This window comes from Streptomyces sp. NPDC006283 (assembly GCF_040613325.1).
Lineage (GTDB): Bacteria > Actinomycetota > Actinomycetes > Streptomycetales > Streptomycetaceae > Streptomyces.
In genome coordinates this window covers 29,370-47,387 of record NZ_JBEXRZ010000032.1, presented here as the reverse complement: position 1 = coordinate 47,387, position 18,018 = coordinate 29,370, and the positions used below count along the sequence as shown (strand labels likewise).

The 18,018-nt window shown below is 70.7% G+C and carries 15 protein-coding genes and 1 other RNA gene; 2 read left to right on the top strand and 14 right to left on the bottom strand.

Features of this window, described 5'->3' with window-relative positions:
• Window positions 1-219: 219 nt before the first annotated feature.
• The 4 genes from ABZ070_RS09855 to ABZ070_RS09840 all read right to left on the bottom strand — a co-directional run bounded on the left by ABZ070_RS09855 (window position 220) and on the right by ABZ070_RS09840 (window position 4,894).
• On the bottom strand, window positions 220-2,595 hold the full coding sequence (locus tag ABZ070_RS09855; protein ID WP_356631809.1) for a UvrD-helicase domain-containing protein: 2,376 nt from the start codon (window positions 2,593-2,595) through the stop codon (window positions 220-222).
• 150 nt (window positions 2,596-2,745) lie between these two features.
• The gene (locus ABZ070_RS09850) at window positions 2,746-3,576 is read right to left on the bottom strand and encodes a zf-HC2 domain-containing protein (protein WP_356631807.1); all 831 of its coding nucleotides are present in this window, start codon (window positions 3,574-3,576) and stop codon (window positions 2,746-2,748) included.
• The gene (locus ABZ070_RS09845; RefSeq protein ID WP_005316925.1) at window positions 3,573-4,160 is read right to left on the bottom strand and encodes a sigma-70 family RNA polymerase sigma factor; all 588 of its coding nucleotides are present in this window, start codon (window positions 4,158-4,160) and stop codon (window positions 3,573-3,575) included. Before ABZ070_RS09845 ends, ABZ070_RS09850 begins: the two co-directional genes overlap by 4 nt.
• 74 nt (window positions 4,161-4,234) lie before the next feature.
• A complete protein-coding gene (locus ABZ070_RS09840; RefSeq protein WP_356631805.1) occupies window positions 4,235-4,894 on the bottom strand; it encodes an ABATE domain-containing protein in 660 nt (219 codons plus the stop codon).
• Window positions 4,895-5,050: 156 nt separating this feature from the next.
• Here ABZ070_RS09840 and ABZ070_RS09835 point away from each other — a divergent pair, with 156 nt between their 5' ends.
• Window positions 5,051-5,608 carry an anthrone oxygenase family protein gene (locus ABZ070_RS09835; RefSeq protein WP_356631803.1) on the top strand — a complete coding sequence of 186 codons (558 nt, stop codon included), beginning with the start codon at window positions 5,051-5,053 and terminating at the stop codon, window positions 5,606-5,608.
• Here ABZ070_RS09835 and ABZ070_RS09830 read toward each other — a convergent pair.
• From ABZ070_RS09830 to ABZ070_RS09805, 6 genes are all read right to left on the bottom strand, one after another.
• Window positions 5,557-6,702 carry a uroporphyrinogen-III synthase gene (locus tag ABZ070_RS09830; RefSeq protein ID WP_356631801.1) on the bottom strand — a complete coding sequence of 382 codons (1,146 nt, stop codon included), beginning with the start codon at window positions 6,700-6,702 and terminating at the stop codon, window positions 5,557-5,559. The two genes, ABZ070_RS09835 and ABZ070_RS09830, sit on opposite strands and share 52 nt — an antisense overlap.
• A gap of 128 nt (window positions 6,703-6,830) precedes the next feature.
• Entirely contained in the window at window positions 6,831-8,195 is a 1,365-nt protein-coding gene (locus tag ABZ070_RS09825; RefSeq protein WP_356631799.1) for a nitrate/nitrite transporter, read from the bottom strand.
• 105 nt (window positions 8,196-8,300) lie between these two features.
• Window positions 8,301-9,473 carry an acyltransferase gene (locus ABZ070_RS09820; RefSeq protein ID WP_356631797.1) on the bottom strand — a complete coding sequence of 391 codons (1,173 nt, stop codon included), beginning with the start codon at window positions 9,471-9,473 and terminating at the stop codon, window positions 8,301-8,303.
• A complete protein-coding gene (locus ABZ070_RS09815) occupies window positions 9,470-11,602 on the bottom strand; it encodes a glycosyltransferase (RefSeq protein WP_356631815.1) in 2,133 nt (710 codons plus the stop codon). The genes ABZ070_RS09820 and ABZ070_RS09815 overlap by 4 nt, the downstream gene beginning before the upstream one ends.
• A gap of 69 nt (window positions 11,603-11,671) precedes the next feature.
• Window positions 11,672-12,274 (bottom strand): hypothetical protein, encoded by a 603-nt coding sequence (locus tag ABZ070_RS09810; RefSeq protein ID WP_356631795.1) that lies wholly within the window; start codon window positions 12,272-12,274, stop codon window positions 11,672-11,674.
• Window positions 12,275-12,487: 213 nt separating this feature from the next.
• Window positions 12,488-13,453, bottom strand: coding sequence for a LysR family transcriptional regulator (locus tag ABZ070_RS09805; protein ID WP_356631793.1), 966 nt, complete (start codon window positions 13,451-13,453; stop codon window positions 12,488-12,490).
• Window positions 13,454-13,535: 82 nt separating this feature from the next.
• Here ABZ070_RS09805 and ABZ070_RS09800 point away from each other — a divergent pair, with 82 nt between their 5' ends.
• On the top strand, window positions 13,536-14,813 hold the full coding sequence (locus ABZ070_RS09800) for an MFS transporter (RefSeq protein WP_356631791.1): 1,278 nt from the start codon (window positions 13,536-13,538) through the stop codon (window positions 14,811-14,813).
• A 64-nt stretch (window positions 14,814-14,877) separates the two neighbouring features.
• Here the strand turns inward: ABZ070_RS09800 and ssrA are convergent.
• From ssrA to ftsX, 4 genes are all read right to left on the bottom strand, one after another.
• Window positions 14,878-15,247: a transfer-messenger RNA gene (gene ssrA, locus ABZ070_RS09795) on the bottom strand.
• A 99-nt stretch (window positions 15,248-15,346) separates the two neighbouring features.
• Window positions 15,347-15,826 (bottom strand): SsrA-binding protein SmpB, encoded by a 480-nt coding sequence (gene smpB, locus ABZ070_RS09790; protein WP_356631789.1) that lies wholly within the window; start codon window positions 15,824-15,826, stop codon window positions 15,347-15,349.
• 34 nt (window positions 15,827-15,860) lie between these two features.
• Window positions 15,861-17,018, bottom strand: coding sequence for a S41 family peptidase (locus ABZ070_RS09785; protein ID WP_356631787.1), 1,158 nt, complete (start codon window positions 17,016-17,018; stop codon window positions 15,861-15,863).
• 67 nt (window positions 17,019-17,085) lie between these two features.
• A complete protein-coding gene (gene ftsX / locus ABZ070_RS09780) occupies window positions 17,086-18,003 on the bottom strand; it encodes a permease-like cell division protein FtsX (protein ID WP_356631785.1) in 918 nt (305 codons plus the stop codon).
• Between the last annotated feature and the right edge of the window lie 15 nt (window positions 18,004-18,018).

Here is an 18,018-nt window from a genome sequence, read left to right as displayed (position 1 = left end):
GAGGTCGAGGGTCCCGACCCGGCCGATGCAGGTGACGCGGGCCTCTCCACAATGCTGGGTGGCACCGACCCGCCATGCTCGCCTCGCGGCAAGTGGTCCCTCTGAGGGACGAAGGTTGGGCCCGGGGGCTTGGATCGAGCCGGTGCCGTACCCAGGCTAACGCACCACTCCGACAAGTGATTCCCCCGTCGGGTGTTGACTTCTCGAGCGGTCGCCCGTTCAGTCCCGCAGCAGGTCCGGGACGCCGTCGGCGTCCGGCTGGTCCCGGCGGCCGGAGACCACCGTCAGCTGCTGGGTCGCCCTCGTCAGGGCCACGTAGAGCACCCTCAGACCCGCCGGCGACTCGTCGGCGATCTCCGCGGGCGAGACGACGACGGTCGCGTCGTACTCCAGTCCCTTCGCCTCCAGCGAACCGAGCGCGACGACCCGCTCCCCGAGCCCCGCCAGCCAGCGTGCGGCCTGCTCACGACGGTTCATGGCGACGACGACGCCGACGGTGCCGTCGACCTGCTCCAGCAACCGCTCCGCCTCCGTACGTACGGCTGCGGCCAGGTCCGCGCCGTCCGGGACGACCGCGAACCGCGGGCGCACTCCCGTGGAGCGGACGGCGGACGGGGACTCCATGCCGGGCATGGCGAGGCTGAGCACCTTGGCCGCGAGTTCCGCGATCTCCGCCGGGTTCCGGTAGTTGACGGTCAGCTCGAAGCGGCGGCGCGGCCGTGTGCCGAGGGCCTCGTCACGGGCCTCCGCGGCCTCGTCCGGCGAGGACCAGGACGACTGGGCCGGGTCGCCGACAACCGTCCATGTGGCGTGCCGGCCGCGACGGCCCACCATCCGCCACTGCATGGGGGTGAGGTCCTGCGCCTCGTCGACGATGACGTGCGCGTACTCGGTGCGCTCCGCCGCCAGTCGTTCGGCACGCTCGCGCTGTGACTCCTCGCGCTGCGGCATCAGCTCCTCGAGCCCGGTCAGCTGGTCCAGCGGGTCCAGCTCGCGCCTCTTCCGGGGGCGGGCCGGGGTGCCGAGCAGCGTGTGGAGCTCGTCGAGGAGCGCCACGTCGTGCACGGAGAGACCGTCCCGGCGCAGCGAGCGGGCCAGCCTGCGCACCTCGCCAGGGTTGAGCACGCGGCGCGCCCAGCGGCCGAGGCGCCGCTCGTCCGCCATGGCGGTCAGCACGGCGCGCGGGGTCAGCTCGGGCCACCAGGCGTCCAGGAACGCGGTGAAGCTGTCCTCGCCCGTGACGTCCTCGTCGAAGGAGGAGCGCAGTTCGGCGGCGAGTTCGGGGTCGCCGGTGTGGCGGCCCGCGGCGCCCGACTTGGCGTAGAGGGCGTCGAGCAGCAGCCGCCGGGCGCGCGGGCGCAGGAGGTTCACGGGGGCGGTGCCGCCGAGCACGTTGTGCCGGATGCGCTGCAGTTCGTCGGCCTCCAGCTCGAGCCGCCGGCCGAAGGCGACGACGCGCAGCCGGGTGGGCGTGCCGGCGGGGGCCGCCGGTTCCTCGCCGAAGGCGAGCTGCTCGTCCTTGTCCTCGGTGGAGGCCGGGGCCGGCATCTCCAGGGCGCCCCGTGCGGCCTTGCGCAGCACCTTGAGCATCCGTGAGGAGCCCTTGACGCGGGCCACGGCCGGTTCGTCGTAGACCGTCGCCTCGGCGCCGTCCACCAGCGAGCCGACGGCGCGGATCGCGACCTGGCCCTCCTCGCCCAGCGAGGGCAGCACGCCCTCGGTGTAGGCGACGAGCAGGGGCGTCGGGGAGACGATGAGGATGCCGCCCGCGTAGCGCCGCCGGTCCTGGTAGAGCAGGTAGGCGGCGCGGTGCAGGGCCACCGCCGTCTTGCCGGTGCCGGGTCCGCCCTCCACGTAGGTGACGGAGGCGGCGGGGGCGCGGATCACCAGGTCCTGCTCGGCCTGGATGGAGGCGACGATGTCCCGCATGGTGTGGCTGCGGGCCTGTCCGAGGGCGGCCATCAGCGCGCCGTCACCGATGACGGGGAGCGGCTCGCCGCCGAGGGTGGCGGTCAGCTCGGGACGCATCAGGTCGTCCTCGACGCCGAGGACCTTGCGGCCCTTGGAGCGGATGACGCGCCGGCGCACCACACGGCCGGGGTCGACCGGGGTGGACCGGTAGAAGGGTGCGGCGGCGGGGGCGCGCCAGTCGATGACCAGCGGCGCGTAGTCGGAGTCGAGGACGCCGATGCGGCCGATGTGCAGGGTTTCCCCGATGTCGGCCGTGTTGTCGGGGCGTACGGCGTCGTCGGCGGGCTCGACGGAGGTGTAGGCGCCGTCGGGGCCCTTCTTGCCGTCCTTCCCGTACAGCAGGTCGATCCGGCCGAAGAGGAAGTCCTCGAACTCGTTGTTGAGCCGGTTGAGGTGGACGCCCGCGCGGAAGACCTGGGCGTCCCGTTCGGCGAGCGCGCCGGGCGTGCCGACCTGGCCCCTCTTGGCGGCGTCGTTCATCAGGAACTCCGCCTCGTGGATCTTCTCCTCGAGGCGGCGGTACACCTGGTCCAGGTGTTCCTGTTCGACACCGATCTCACGGTCTCGCACCGTGTCGGCGGCGGAGCCGACCACGGATTCGACAGCGGCATCCTGCGCGGCCACCGGGCCCCCTTCTGACGTGCACTGGGCAGCCGTCAACCGTACGCCAAGGGGGGAGGTGATTGCACCTGCCCGGGCCGCCGGCCCGAAGGCCGCGGACATGGTGGTGCGGCCGGGGGCCGCACAGCACCCCGGCCGGAGAATCTCGGCCCGCTACGCGTCGACCTCCACGAGCCTCTGGCCGTCGAACGTACGGACCTCGAAGCGGTCGATGTCGCCCGGGTCCATGGCCGAGCCGCCGTGCACGTACAGCGGGTTCTTGGCGGCCGCGTTGGGGCTGTCGGGGATTCCGTAGCCCCACGTGGGCACGGCCCACGAGGTCACGACCTCTTCCTCACCGGTCTTGGAGACGGCGATGAGGTTGCACTTCAGGGGGCCCTTGACGTTCTTCAGCTCCAGGACGGCGTGGGTGCCCCAGCCCTTCTTCTCCATGCCGACGACGGCGCTGACCTTGGTGGTCGCGTCCGTGGCCTTCACCTTCTCCTCCATGTGGTTGAAGAAGGCGTCCTCGGCGGGACTGGTGGGGTGCGGCTCTGCGCCCGCCAGGGTGCTGCCGGTGTCGTCGGCGGTGACGACGACCGCGACCGCCGGCCCGCCGATGATCAGCGCCGCGGCCGCCGCGAGCAGGTACATGCCGCGCCTGCGCTTGTGGGCGCGTTTGACGGCGACCTCGTTCAGCAGGCCGTCGAGCACCTTGGGGCTCGGGGAGGTGGGCACCACGGGGACCGGCCGGGGCACCGGGAAGTCCGCCTCTCCCGGCATTCCGGGCAGGCTGTAGACGTTGCTCTGCGGTGGTGCCGTGGCGGGCGCCTGCGCGAGCATCGCCAGCATCGGCTCCATCCCCGCGAACTCCTCGAGGCGGGCGGCACAGATGTCGCATCCCGCCAGATGCGCCTCGAAGACGGAGGCGTCCGCTTCGTCGAGCACGCCGAGCACGTACGCACCGACGGCGTCGTGTACGGACTCCTGCTCGTACATGGTCATGCCGAGACCCCCCTCTCCTCAAGAGCGAGCTTCATGGAACGGAGTGCGTAGAACACGCGGGACCGCACGGTCCCGCTGGGTATGCCGAGCGTTTCGGCCGCTTCATTGACCGTACGCCCCTTGAAATACGTCTCGACAAGAACTTCCCTGTGGGCGGGCGTCAAATCATCGAGTGCATCTGAGAGCGTCATCAGCCACAACGCCTTGTCGATCTCGTCCTCCGCGGGCATGACCTCCAGCGGCGACGGATCGACCTCCTGCGGCCGGGCCTGCCGGCTGCGGTGGCCGTCGATGACGATGCGCCGTGCGACCGTCACCAGCCAGGGTCGGACAGAGCCGGTAGCCCGGTTGAGCTGGCCGGCGTTCTTCCAGGCACGGATGAGCGTCTCCTGCACGACGTCCTCGGCGCGCTGGCGATCGCCGGCGACGAGACGCAGTACATAGGCAAGCAACGGCCCTGCATGTTCACGGTAGAGGGCACGCATCAACTCCTCGTCGGGGACGGAAGTGTCGATACGTGGCTTCTCGCTTCGATGGCGGGCCCGTTGCGGACGGTCATCGGCCACGGCGGCATCCTTGCGCACCTGAACCTCCTGGTCGAGACCCTGTTTTCGTCGGCTGGCTGTCGTCCCCCTTCACTACGGGGACCACGGAGGTTTCATTCAACGCCGGCCGAGGAAACTTCAAGATCTTTTACAGAGGCCTTCCGTCGGTGTCTCGCCACCCGCTCGCGGTTGCCGCACACCTCGCTGGAACACCAGCGCCTGCGTCTGCCGCGTGAGGTGTCCAGATAGACGCGACGGCAGTTGTCGCCCTCGCACTGCCGCAGCCGCGAGCGCGCGACGGGATCGGTGAGCAGATCCACGGCGTCCCGTGCGACGACCGCGAGCAGCGCCGAGCACTCCGGCGCCGAGCACAGGGCCCGCACGAGACCGCCGTCCTCGTCGCGTACCGCCCGGATGCCCGGCGGGGCGCCCTGCGCACGGGAGTTGAGGATCGCGAGGGCCTGCTCGGCACGGGCACCCTGGGGCCCTCCCCGTACCAAGCGGTCGATGCAGTCGCGCAGTTCGACGAAACCGGCCACCCAGGTGCCGTCGACGGGGGCGGGCCGGGTGCCGAAGAGCCCGGTGTCGGCGGGCCGGGGGTCGGCGGGCAGGAGTCCGGCCGCGGCGAGCCAGTGCGCCAACCCTTTTGGATCGGCGAACGGTTCGGGGCCGTCGGTATGGCGGTCGGCGTCCGGTGCCGTCGCCACCAGGTCCAGGCAGATGCGCCCGGAGTCGAACCGCCACTGGTACGAGCCCACGCTCGCCGCTGTCATGCGCCTGTCACCGCCTCGGGATCACCGTCGGGTGTCCCCACCAGAGTGCCCGCCCGCGGGTGCCGCCGGAAGCCCGCATCGAGCCTTGGACGCACGGACATGCGATTGCGACGCTCGCCCATGTTCCGCACGAGGACAGGCCTGTTGACTGGATGCATGACACAGAAGAGGGGTGCACGGGCCGTCCTCGCGTCGGCCACCGTGGCGACCGGGCTGGTCGCGGGCGTCTGGTACGCGTTCGCCTGCGCGGTGATGCCCGCGCTCGGCCGCAGCGAGGACCGGACCTATGTCGAGGTCATGCAGAACATCAACGAGGTGATCGAGAACCCCGTCTTCTTCGCGGGCTTCTTCGGCGCGCTGATCCTCACAGCCGTCTCGGCCTGGCAGCTGCGCCGCACACCGACGGGCCGGTGGGTGACGGCCGCGCTGGTCCTGTACGTCCTGGTGTTCCTGGTCACGTCCGCGGCGAACGTGCCGCTCAACAACGAACTCGCCGCCGCGGGCGCACCGAAGGGCATCGCCGACCCGGGCGCCGTACGGGAGAGCTTCGAGGATCCGTGGGTGCTCTGGAACATCGTGCGGGCGCTGCTGACCACGGCAGCCCTGGTCTGCCTGTGGCGCGCCACGTCGCTCCTGCGCGCGGCGCACCACCCGGCCGGGGGTCAGACGTCCGCGTACTTGGCGTCGGACGCCGGGTCGAGGGCCAGCCGGTAGCCCCGTTTGACGACGGTCTGGATCAGCTTCGGCGCCCCCAGCGCCGTACGCAGCCGGGCCATGGCCGTCTCCACGGCGTGCTCGTCCTTGCCGGCCCCGGGCAGGGCACGAAGAAGGTCGGAGCGGGCGACGACCCAGCCGGGCCGCTCCGACAGGGCCCGCAGCAGTGCCATCCCGGCGGGCGGCACGGGCCGCAGCTCGTCGTCGACGAGGACGGCGTGGCCGCGGATCTCGACACGGCGGCCCGCGACCGGGAACGTCCGGGCGCGGGCGGGCAGTTCGACGCCGAGCAGCTGGACGAGCGGACCCAGCCGGAAACGCTCCGGCTGGACCGTGGTGACGCCCGCCGCCTGCAGCGGCACCGCCGTGACCGGGCCCACGCACGCGGCGAGCACATCGTGGTCGAGGGCGGCCAGCAGGTCCGGCAGCAGCCCGCGTGTCTCGGCCCGGGACATGAGCGACGCGGCGGCCGGGGCGCTGGTGAAGGTGACGGCGTCCAGGGAGCGGGAGACGGTCGCGTCGAGCAGCCGGTCGAGCGGGGTGATGTCCTCCGGCGGCATCCACCGGTAGACGGGTACGAGGACGACATCGGCCCCTCCTGCCCGCAGTGCCTCCACGAACCCGGGCAGTGGCTCGCCGTGCAGCTGGAGGGCGACCCGGCGGCCCGCGACACCCTGGGCCAGGAGCCGGTCGAGCACCTCCGCCATGGACTCGGACGCCGGGGACCACTCCTCGTTGAGTCCCGCCGCCCGGATGGCGCCCTTGACCTTGGGCCCGCGCGCCAGCAGCTCCGAGCCGCGCAGCCGGTCCAGCAGCTGCTCGCCGAGCCCCCAGCCGTCGGCGGCCTCGACCCAGCCGCGGAAGCCGATGGCGGTGGTGGCCACCGCCACGTCCGGCGCGTGGTCGATGAGTTCCTTGGTGGCGGCGAGGAGCTCCGCGTCGTCCGCGAGCGGAACGATGCGCAGTGCGGGGGCGTGCAGGACCGCCGCGCCACGCCGCTGAAGGAGCGCGCCGAGCTCGTCGGCGCGTCGTGCGGCGGTCACGCCGACGGTGAAGCCCGCGAGGGGGCCGTGCGGTTGGCCTTGGTCGTGCATCTCGGTCGTCCCCACTGAAGTGCCCCATCGGAATGTGCCACCGGACGGTGAACGGGCGACCGAGCCTGTCAAAGGTGCGTGACGGGCCCGGTTCGCTCATATTTCACCGTCGTTACGTACTCGCTCGATCAGACCCTCGAGTAGACGGGCTCGGTACCAGTGTCCGCCGCTGCCTCCGTCTGCCCGGTGCGCACCGGCACGACGACCGGCCGGCGAAGGTATACCGCCCAGGTGACCGCGGAGCACACCGCGTAGAAGGCGAGGAAGGACACGAAGGCCGCGGTCCCGGTGCCGGCGGTCTGGAAGGACTGGCGGAAGGCGAGGTTGATGGCGAGGCCGCCGATCGCGCCGACGGCGCCGATGAGCCCCATCGAGGCGCCGGAGAGCCGGCGCCCGTAGGCGGCCGCGGTCTCGCCGGTCATGCCCTGGGCGAGCGCCTTGTTCTGGAAGATGCCCGGGATCATCTTGTACGTCGAACCGTTGCCGAGCCCGCTGAGCACGAACAGGGCGATGAATCCGACGAGGAACACGGCGAGCGACTCCTGGACGGACGCGGCGACGACCACGCCGGTCGCGGCGGCCATGGCCACGAAGTTCCACAGGGTGATGCGCGCCCCGCCGAAGCGGTCGGCGAGCAGACCGCCGACGGGCCGGATGAGCGAGCCGAGCAGCGGCCCGACGAAGGTGAGGGAGGCGGCCTGCAGCGGGGTGCGTCCGAACTGGGTCTGCAGCACGAGGCCGAAGGCGAAGCTGTAGCCGATGAACGAGCCGAAGGTGCCGAGGTACAGGAAGGCCATGATCCAGGTGTGGCCTTCCTTGGCGGCGTCGATCGCCGCGCCGGTGTCGTTCTTCACCGGCGCCAGGTTGTCCATCCACAGGGCGGCGCACAGGGCGGCGACCACGATCAGCGGCATGTAGATGCCGAGCACCAGCCGGGGGTGTGCCGCCCCGGCCGTACCGATGATCAGCAGGGTGATCAGCTGGATGACCGGTACGCCGATGTTGCCGCCGCCCGCGTTGAGGCCGAGCGCCCAGCCCTTCTTGCGCAGCGGGAAGAAGGCGTTGATGTTGGTCATCGACGAGGCGAAGTTGCCGCCGCCGACGCCCGTGAGGGCGGCGACCGCGATGAACGTCGTGTACGAGGTGCCGGGCTCCATCACCAGATACGCGGCGCCGGTCGGCAGGAGCAGGAGCAGGGCGCTGAAGATCGTCCAGTTCCTCCCGCCGAAGCGGGCGACGGCGAAGGTGTACGGCACCCTGATCAGGGCTCCGACGAAGGTCGCCGTGCCGATCAGGAAGAACTTCCCGGCCGGGTCGACTCCGTACTCGGGGCCCATGAAGAGGACCATCACGGACCACAGGCTCCAGATGGAGAACCCGACGTGCTCACTCAGGACCGAGAAGACGAGATTGCGCCGTGCGATCCGCTCCCCCTTGGTCCGCCAGAAGGTCTCGTCCTCGGGGTCCCACTCTTCGATCCACCGGCCTGCCATCACGCGCCTCCACCTGTTTCTGGTCGTGGAGTCGACGTTATGGACAGCTCGTTTCGGGCCGGTGGCCCGAGGTGACCGGCGCGAAACCTTGCTCTCACCCGCCCGTCAGGCGCCGTGTGAGCGGCGGAGGCCGGACGGCCCGTGGGCGCGCCGGAGGCCGGACGGACCGTTCGGCCACAGGCGGGGGCGGCGGCGGGCCGCCAGGTCCTCGGCCCAGCCGAACAGCACGATGCACACGGCGATCAGCGCCCAGGCGACCAGCAGCACCGGGACCCAGCTGTCCAGCAGCCAGGGGGCGCGCTCGGCGAGCAGGTCGATGTCCCACATGCGGTCCCACAGGAGCGCGGCGACCAGGATGCACACGTTGTGCCAGAGGTAGACGGTCACCGCCCGTGCGTTGAGGAGGGTGATCACGCTGTCCCACTGGCGCAGCCTCGGCGGCCACGACTCCCAGGTGGGACTGAAGTGGAGCAGGAGCATGACCGCACCCAGCGACCACAGGGCGTCGGCCGGCGGAATGCCGTCCAGTTCACCACCACCGGCGAAGCCGTGGTTCCCGGCCCACCACAGCCCGGCGAGCATCACGAACGGGGCGACCGAGGGGACGACGTACCGCGGCAGGCGCTCGAGGACGCCTTCCTGGCGGGCCATGCCGAGGATCCAGCACGCGCCGAAGGTGCTGAGGTCGGTGAGCGCCGAGTCGATCCGCTCGGGCAGGGAGAGGTAGCCGGCGGCAAGCCCGAAGGAGAGGACGACCGGTGCGGCGAGGGTCGCCCACGGCACCTTGCGCAGGCAGCGCAGCAGCAGCGGCGACAGGAGCACGAACCACAGGTAGGCGCGCAGGTACCAGAGCGGCTCCGCCATGTCGCCGGCCCAGTCGGCCGCGAGGAACGGCGGATCGCTCAGCGGCAGGAGCCAGAAGACGGCGGAAGGGCCGGGGCGCCACCCGTCGATCAGCATGGCGGTCATCGCCACGGCCCCCAGCACCCACAGCGGGGGCAGCAGGCGCCGCACCCGGCTGCGGATCACCTGCACTGCGGGGCGGGCGAGGGAACGCGCCATCAGGGAGCCGGCGAGCGCGAACATCACGCCCATGGACGGGAAGACGAGCGGGAGCCAGGCCCAGCCGACCAGGTGGTAGAGCACGACGCGGAAGAGGGCGAGCGCCCGCAGCAGGTCGAAGTAGCGGTCCCTGGTGCCCGCCGGCACCGGGGCGGTGCCGTGCTGAGGCTGCTGAGGCGGCGGCAGTTGGGCCGTCTGCGGCGTGTACGGGGTCATCCGACCGGCCTCCGGTCTCCGGCACCACGCGCCGCGCGGCTGCCCGAGGCGGCGGCCCCGGGGGCCTCGACGACGCCGGTGCGCCGCAGTTTCTGCCAGCGCAGCCGGCCGCCGGTCAGGGCGGTGATCCAGGACTGCAGGAGCACCACGTACATCAGCTGGCGGTACAGGATCTGCTGGAGCGGCAGCGAGACCAGGTGGACCATGCGTTCCTTGTCGAGCCGGAAGGCGTAGGCGGCACAGACGGCCTGGACGGCGAGGACGCCGAGCCATGCGGCGATCGTCTTCTGCGTGGGCCCGAAGACCAGCCCGTACAGCAGGAAGACGTCGATCAGCGGGGCGAGCAGCGGCGCGAGGACCATGAACAGGGAGACCAGCGGCAGGCCGACCCGGCCGAAGCGGCCGGAGGGCCCGCGTTCGACGAGCGCCCGGCGGTGCTTCCAGATCGCCTGCATGGTGCCGTAGCTCCAGCGATAGCGCTGCGACCACAGCTGCTGCACGGACTCGGGGGCCTCGGTCCAGGCGCGGGCCTTCTCCGCGTAGACGACCCGCCAGCCGTCGCGGTGCAGGGCCATGGTGATGTCGGTGTCCTCTGCGAGGGTGTCCTCGCTCATGCCGCCGACCCGCTCCAGCGCGCTGCGGCGGAAGGCGCCGACCGCGCCGGGGATGGTGGGCATGCAGCCGAGCAGGTCGTACATCCGGCGGTCGAGGTTGAAGCCCATCACGTACTCGATGTGCTGCCATGCCCCGATGAGTGTGTCGCGGTTGCCGACCTTCGCGTTGCCGGCGACCGCGCCGACGCGTGGGTCGCCGAAGGGCTGGACGAGTTCACGGACGGTGGACGGCTCGAAGACCGTGTCGCCGTCCATCATCACGACGATCTCGTACCGGGCGTGCCGGATGCCGTTGTTGAGTGCGGCGGGCTTGCCCGAATTGGGCTGCCGTACGACGCGGACGCCGCGCAGCTCCATCGCCTCGACGATGTCGGCGGTTCCGTCGCTGGAGCCGTCGTCGATGACGACGACTTCGAGGGGGTGGTCGCTCGCCATCAGCGAGCGGACCGTGTTGGCGATGCACTCGCGTTCGTTGTAGGCGGGGACCAGCACGGACACCGGCCGGGTGATCGGCGGTCCCCAGGTGAAGTTCTTCCGGCGCACCTTGCGGGCGTGCGCGAAGGAGAGGATCAGCATCAGCCCGAAGCGGGCGAAGACCAGGACACCGATCACCGCCAGGCACACGACGAGGGTCTCGGTGGTGTTCTCGGAGACGGCGACGGCCCCGACGAACGCCTTGCCCTTCCACAGCTCGGGCCCGGTGACCTTGGTGTGGGCGCTGGGCGCGCCGAGCGCCTCCGTGAGGTTGGTGAACCGGTAACCGCGCTCCTGCATGTCGGGCAGGAAGCGGTTAAGTGCCGCGACCGTCTGGGAGCGGTCCCCGCCGGAGTCGTGCATCAGGACGATGGAGCCCTCGGTGCCCTGGGGCGTCGCGCGCTTGATGATCGCGTCGACGCCCGGACGCTTCCAGTCCTCGGAGTCGGTGTTGTTGAAGGCGGTGATGTAGCCGCGGGTTCCTATGTACTGGGTGACGGGCCATGACTCGTTGTCGAGGGCGTCGGAGAAGGACGAGTAGGGCGGCCGGAACAGGGAGGTGCGGATTCCGGCGGCGCCGGCCAGTGCCAACTGGTTCTGGGACAGCTCCCAGTCGATGCGGTTGGTCGACTGGAAGGACAGGTCGGGGTGGTTGAACGTGTGCAGGCCGACCTCGTGGCCCTCGCGCACCATCCGTTCGACCAGGTCGGGGTGGCGGGAGGCCATCGTGCCGGTGACAAAGAAGACGGCGTGCGCGTCGTACTGCTTCAGCTTGTCGAGGACCTTCGGGGTCCAGAGGGGGTCGGGGCCGTCGTCGAAGGTCAGCACCAGCCGCCGGTCGGGGACGCTCAGCGCCCTCGGGTGCTTCTTGTCGCGGGCGTCTATGACGGGGCCGCCCGCGAGTATGTGCTCGGGGACCTGGTCGGTGGCGGCCGGCGGGCGTACGCGGTGGTCGGCGAGGATCTCGCTGTGCACATAGCCGCGCAGCATCAGCATCGCGAGCAGCGCGACGAGGAAGAGCACGGGCAGCAGATAGCGCATCGGCAGTCTGCGGCGTACGACGCGCTTGGGGCTCCGCGGCTGCGGAGCCCCTGGGGTGGGGAGGGCCATCTACGCTGCGCTCTCTTGCACGGGTGGTTCGGGTGATCCGCTGCCGGGGGCGGGCTCGGAGGGGCCGGCGTCGGACGGTGTGCCGGTGTCGGGCTCCGAGGCACCGTCGTCGGGCGTGGCGGGGCTCGTTGCCGGGCCGGGGGCGGGCCCGTCGGCCGGTTGCCGCGTGGCGGCGGGGGAACTCGCGGCGGGCGGGGAGGGCAGCGGGGTGCTGCCGTCCGCGTTGCCCGAGGGCAGCGGCAGCACCGCGTCGGCGGACTCGTCGGGGGCGGGTACGCCGGGGGTCGCGTGCGGTGTGACCGCCGAGGAGTCGCGGTCGGTGGGTGCGGGCTGGATCTCGACCTGGGCGGGGTCGCCGTCCCCCGCCTGTCCCAGTCCGGGCAGCCAGGGGGCGCTGGAGTTGCCGCCGGCGAGAGCGGCGACGAGCGTGATCGCGTAGCAGGCGCACGCGGCGGCCAGCACCCAGCCGACGAGGCGCAGCTTCTTGCTGCGCCGACCGCTTTCGTCGACGAAGACCGGCCCCTCGGAACTGTCCTGGGCGGCGATCGGTTCGACCGGCAGGTCCCGCAGTTTCCGTCCGATGCCGTCGAGTTGAATCGTCACCTCGTGCGGCTCGTGCGTGTGACCGGTACCGATATTTTCTTGCCAATTTTCCATGGCTGGTGGCACATCCCCCCACTGACTGGAAATCGGGGCGTGCGCACGGCTCATCGGCCGCATCCGGACTCGGGTCCCCACCCTGTCCGAGCGCTCCAACCCCACTCACTCACCCGGTCCCTGAATGTAGCGCAACCAGCGGGGGCCCGTGCGCCACGGTCAGTTGTTGTCACACATCAGCGACATATCACGTTCTGGCAACCATCCGTCGGAGGGCCTTTTCAGCCACCCTTCGTGAGCTGCCAGTTCGGCCGCCGCCGCACGCAGCGCGTCCAGACCTGGATGTCTCAGCCCGGCACGCCAGACCATCGACAGCGGCGACAGCGGCACGGGGTCGACAATCGGCCGCAGGACCGTCTCCGGCATGACCGGAAAGTCGACGACCGCGAGGACCGGATTGCGATTCTTGGCCATCACCCGCCGGAACTCCTCGGCTCCCACCGCCATGGGCGCCGGCGGTGCGACGGCGATGCCGCGCCCCGCGAAGAGCAGCCGCGCCAGCTCCGTCCACTCCAGCGTCCGCGGATTGCCCGCACCCGCATATACGGTCTCCCCGGCCAGTGCGTTCAGCGGTACACCGTCCAGTTCCGCCAGCGGATGGTCCTCTGGCAGCAGCACGGCCATCGGCTCGTACCGCACGGGCTGCTGGGACAACAGGGCCCGCAGGGCGGGGTCCAGGCCCGCGAAGCGGCCGAAGGAGACGTCGAGCCGTCCGGCGGCGATCTCGCCGGCGGCGCCGGTCAGGCCGCTCTCGAACCGGGCCATCAGCTCGCAGTCGGGGGCGAGTTCACGGGCGCGCTCCAGGATGCGGCCCGAGGTCATGCCCGCGCTGTTGAGGTCGACGAGCAGCGGGCGCGCGGCACCGGTGGCCACGGCAAGCAGCTCGTCCTGTGCCTCGAGGACCCTCCGCGCGTACGGCAGCAGCCGTTCGCCGTCGGCCGTGAGCGTCACCTGCCGGGTCGTGCGGACGAACAGCTCGGTCCCCAACTCCCTCTCCAGCCGCCGTACGTCACGGCTCAGGGCCTGCTGGGCGACGTAGAGCCGGGCGGCGGCGCGGGTGAAGTGGAGTTCGTCGGCGACGGTGGTGAAGGCGCGGAGCAGCCGTGGTTGAAGGTCCTGGGGCACAGCGCATTCAACAACACCGGTGCGTGAATGGCCACCGAGCAGGTGTTGGACCGGCCCCCGGGGCGGCGGCGAGGGTGGACGCATGCCGCATCCCGCCCGGTCCGAGGAGACCGCTCACCCGCCGCTGCTCGCGCTCACATCCGACTCACTGGTGCTCGCACCGCGGCACGTGCCGGGGACTCCCCGCGCGCCGCGCAGGCCGCCCGGGCCCTACCGCCGGCTCTTCGCGGCGCCCGGCGCGCGCGCCTTCACGGCGGGCAACCTCGTCGCGCGGCTCCCCATGGGGATGTTCGCGGTCAGTGCGATCACCATGATCGCCGGGTCCCGTGGCTCCTACGCCCTCGCCGGTGCCGTCACCGCGACCGGCCTCACCGCCACCGCACTGGTCGCACCCTGGATCGCGCGGCTCGTCGACCGGCACGGGCAGGCCCGGGTCGCCGTGCCCGCCACCGTCCTGGCCGTGCTGGGCTCTGTCGCGCTGCTGCTGTGCGTACGGTTCGACGCTCCCGACTGGACGCTGTTCGCCGCGTACGCCGCGACCGCCACCACCCCCAACACCGGCGGCATGTCGCGCGCCCGCTGGGCCCACCTGTACCGGGGCGACGCGGCGGCCCTGCATACGGCGAACTCGTTCGAGCAGGCCACCGACGAACTGTGCTTCATGGCCGGCCCGGTCGTCGCCGCTCTCCTGTGCTCCGTCCTCTTCCCGGAGGCGGGCACCCTGGCCGGAGCGGTGCTGCTGCTCACCGGCGTCCTGGTCTTCGCGGCGCAGCGGTCGACGGAACCGCCCGTCGTGCCGAGGGTCCCGGCCGGCTCACCGATGCGGACCAGGGGCATGCCCGCCCTGCTCGTGGTCTTCCTCGCCACCGGCGCGGTCTTCGGCTCCATGGAGGTCGTCACCATCGCCTTCGCCGACGGCCCGGTCGCCGGCCCAGTCCTCGCGCTGCAGGCGGCGGGTTCGTGCGTCGCCGGACTCGTGTTCGGAAGGTCCCGCCGCCCCGTCGGGCTGACCGCCTGCCTTGCCGCGATGACGGTCCTGATGCTGCTGCCGCTGCTGGCCGCCACCGGCACCGGATCGCTGCCGCTGCTGGCGGGCGCGCTGCTCGTCGCGGGAATGGCGACGGCCCCGACGATGGTGACGGGGATGACGCTGGTCCAGCGCCTCACGCCGCATGCGCAGATCAACGAGGGCATGACGCTCGCGGTCACCGCGCTGCTCGGCGGCATCGCGGCCGGCTCCGCGAGCGGCGGCTTCGTGGTGGAGTACCTGGGCGCGCCCCAGGGGTACGCGGTGCCGATGGGCGCGGCGGCGCTCGCTCTTGTACTGGCCGCGGGTACGACGAAGGCCCGGCAGCCGTAGCTGTCGGGCCCAGTCGTACATGGGATGTGGAGCTTCGGGGGCTTTGGGCCTCCGAGGACTCCATCGGTGGAGATGGCGGGAATCGAACCCGCGTCCAACGGTGCAGAATCAGGGCTTCTCCGTGTGCAGTCCACTGCGCTTTTCTCGGCCCCGGAGATCACGCGGACAAGTCTCCGACGGGCTCAGTCACTGTTTGATTTCCCTCTACTCCCCGTGACCGGGCTTAGAGGTTTAGTTCCCTAGCTGATGCCAGGATCCGGGTCGGGAACAGCCCCGGGCTGACACTTCGCAAGTCGCTACTTAGGCAGCGAGGGCGAAGGAATCGCGCTTGGTGTTGGCGATTATTGGTTGCGACATATGGTTTACGAGATCATTGCCGCTTCCTCGACACGCTTCCCCTGCTTCGACATCCGCTGTCGAAACCGATCATCCCCATGTTGATTTTTCAAACCCCGTGAGGGGTGCGCCCCCCTTGAGGGGCAGGTGCCATCGTACGTGACCAACGCACGAAGGTGCCAGCGTATTCCGCGCGGCTACGACCGCTGCTTCCGCCGGACCGCCGACATCGCGCGGTCCGCCTCGCGACGGTCCTGCTTCTCGCGCAGCGTCTGACGCTTGTCGTACTCCTTCTTGCCCTTGGCGAGCGCGATCTCGACCTTCGCCCGCCCGTCCTTGAAGTACAGCGCCAGCGGCACGATGGTGTGCCCCGTCTCCTGCGACTTCGACTCGAGCTTGTCGATCTCCTCCCGGTGCATCAGCAGCTTCCGCTTGCGGCGGGCGCTGTGGTTGGTCCAGGTGCCCTGGCTGTACTCGGGCACGTGGACGTTGTGCAGCCAGGCCTCGTTGCCGTCGATCTGGACGAAGCCGTCCGCGAGCGAGGCCCGGCCCTGACGCAGCGACTTCACCTCGGTGCCCATCAGCACGAGACCGCACTCGTAGGTGTCGAGAATGTGGTAGTCGTGCCGCGCCTTCTTGTTCTGCGCGATCAGCTTGCGCCCTGTTTCCTTTGCCATAGTGCCGTCATTTTCGCACTACGCCGCAACTTCTTTAAGACGTGCCCCCGAGGCCACTCAATACTGTCTGGGCCCTCTTCTCCGCTCCCTCGCCCGTCACCAGGTCGGGAGTGATGCCCTTGTTGTCGACGCTGTGACCCGAGGGAGTGCGGTAGTGGCCGACGGTGAGCTCGGCGACCGAGCCGTCGGGCAGCCGGCTGGGCATCTGGACCGAGCCCTTGCCGAAGGTGCGGGTGCCGACCGTGACGGCGCGGCCGCGGTCCTTGAGCGCCCCGGTGACGATCTCCGCGGCGCTCATCGTGCCGGCGTCGACGAGCGTCACCACGGGCCGGTCGGTGTCACCGCCTCGTTCCGCGTAGAGGGCGAGCTGCTCGCCGCGCACGTCGTACGTGGCGACCAGGCCGCCGTCGAGGAAGGCCGACGCGGCGGTGACGGCTTCCGAGACCAGGCCGCCCTCGTTGCCGCGCAGATCGAGCAGGACGCCGGCGCCAGCGGGAGCCTCGCGCACCGCGTCCCGCACCCGCTTGCCGGAGCCCTTGGTGAACGAGGTGACTCTGATCAGGACGGCCCCGTGCGGAAGCCGCTCGACGGTGACCGTTTCCGTGGTCAGCACGGCCCGGGTCACGGTCTCGGCCCAGCGGCGCCCGTCGCGCTCGAGGCCCAGGGTCACGCCGGTGCCGCTGCTGCCGCGCAGCAGGGTCACGACCTCGGTGACCGGCCGCCCGTCGACCTTCTGCCCGTCGATCGTCAGGAGCCGGTCGCCGGCCCTGATCCCGGCCCGCGCCGCGGGGCTGCCGGGCTGCACCTTGGCGACCTCGACACGGCCGTCGCCGGCGCGCCGGGCGCCGAGGCCGACGCCGGTGTACTCGCCGTCGAGGGCCTTGCGGAACTCCTCGTACTCCTGCTTGTCGTACACCGCGCCCCAGCGGTCACCGCTGCGGCTGACGACCTCCTCGGCCGCCTTCGTGCCGGACTTGCCCTCGGCCGCCGCCTCCGCCGCGGCGCGTGCCACGTCCTCCCGGTCGACGGTCGCGGCAGCGGCACGGGCGGAGAGGGGGCGGGGCGAGGTGTGCTCTTCGTGCGGCAGGCAGTTGGTGACCGCGGCGGTGGCGAGGACGACTCCGAAGAGCAAAGTCAGTGCAGCCCCGCGGCCGATGCCGTGGGGCCGGGGACTGAACTCTGGGCCCGACATGGCGTCCACTCTAGGACAAGCCAAGGGCGCCGTACGGAGGTTGACCGCGCGGCGCCCGGGGCGCTTGTCACACCTTCAGGTACTTGCGCAATGCGATGAAAGCGGCCACAGCGGGCATCAACAGGCTGATGACCAGCACCAGAGGCAGCACGGAGACCACCGCGTCCCAGCCGATGAAGTTGACGAGCTGCATCTTCTCCGAGAGCGCCAGGCCGTTGTCGATCAGGAAGTAACGTCCCGCCAGCAGCATCACGGAGGCGACCACACCGCCCAACAGGCCCGCGAAAGCGGCCTCCATGATGAACGGCATCTGGATGTAGAAGCTCGAGGCACCGACGAGCCGCATGATCCCGGTCTCACGCCTACGGCTGAACGCCGAAACGCGCACGGTGTTGACGATCAGCATCAACGCGATGATCAGCATCAGACCCATCACGAAGATCGCGGCCACATTCATGCCGTTCATCAAGGAGAAGAGGTTCTCCAGGATGTTGCGCTGGTCCTGGACCGACTGCACGCCGTCCCGGCCGGCGAATGCCGTTGCCACCACCTTGTACTTCTCCGGGTCGTCCAGCTTCACCCGGAACGACTCCTGCATCTGGTCCGGGGTGATCGTGGACGCGATGGGGGTGTCGCCGTACTGCTCGCGGTAGTGCTTGTAGGCCTGTTCGGCCGTCTCGTGGTGGACCGTGTCGACGACGTCCATCTCATTGAGGTCGGACTCGATCTGCTCCTTCTGCGCCGTGGTGACGGCGCCCTTGGAACACTGGGGCGACGTCGTCGCGTCGTTCTTGTTGCAGAGGAAGATCGAGACGTTGACCTTGTCGTACCAGAAGTCCTTCATCGTGCTGACCTGCTCACGCATGAGCAGCGCACCGCCGAACAGGGCGAGCGAGAGGGCGACGGAGACGATCACCGCGAAGGTCATCGTGAGATTGCGGCGGAGACCGACGCCGATCTCCGACATGACGAACTGGGCGCGCATGGCGTGCTTTCAGCC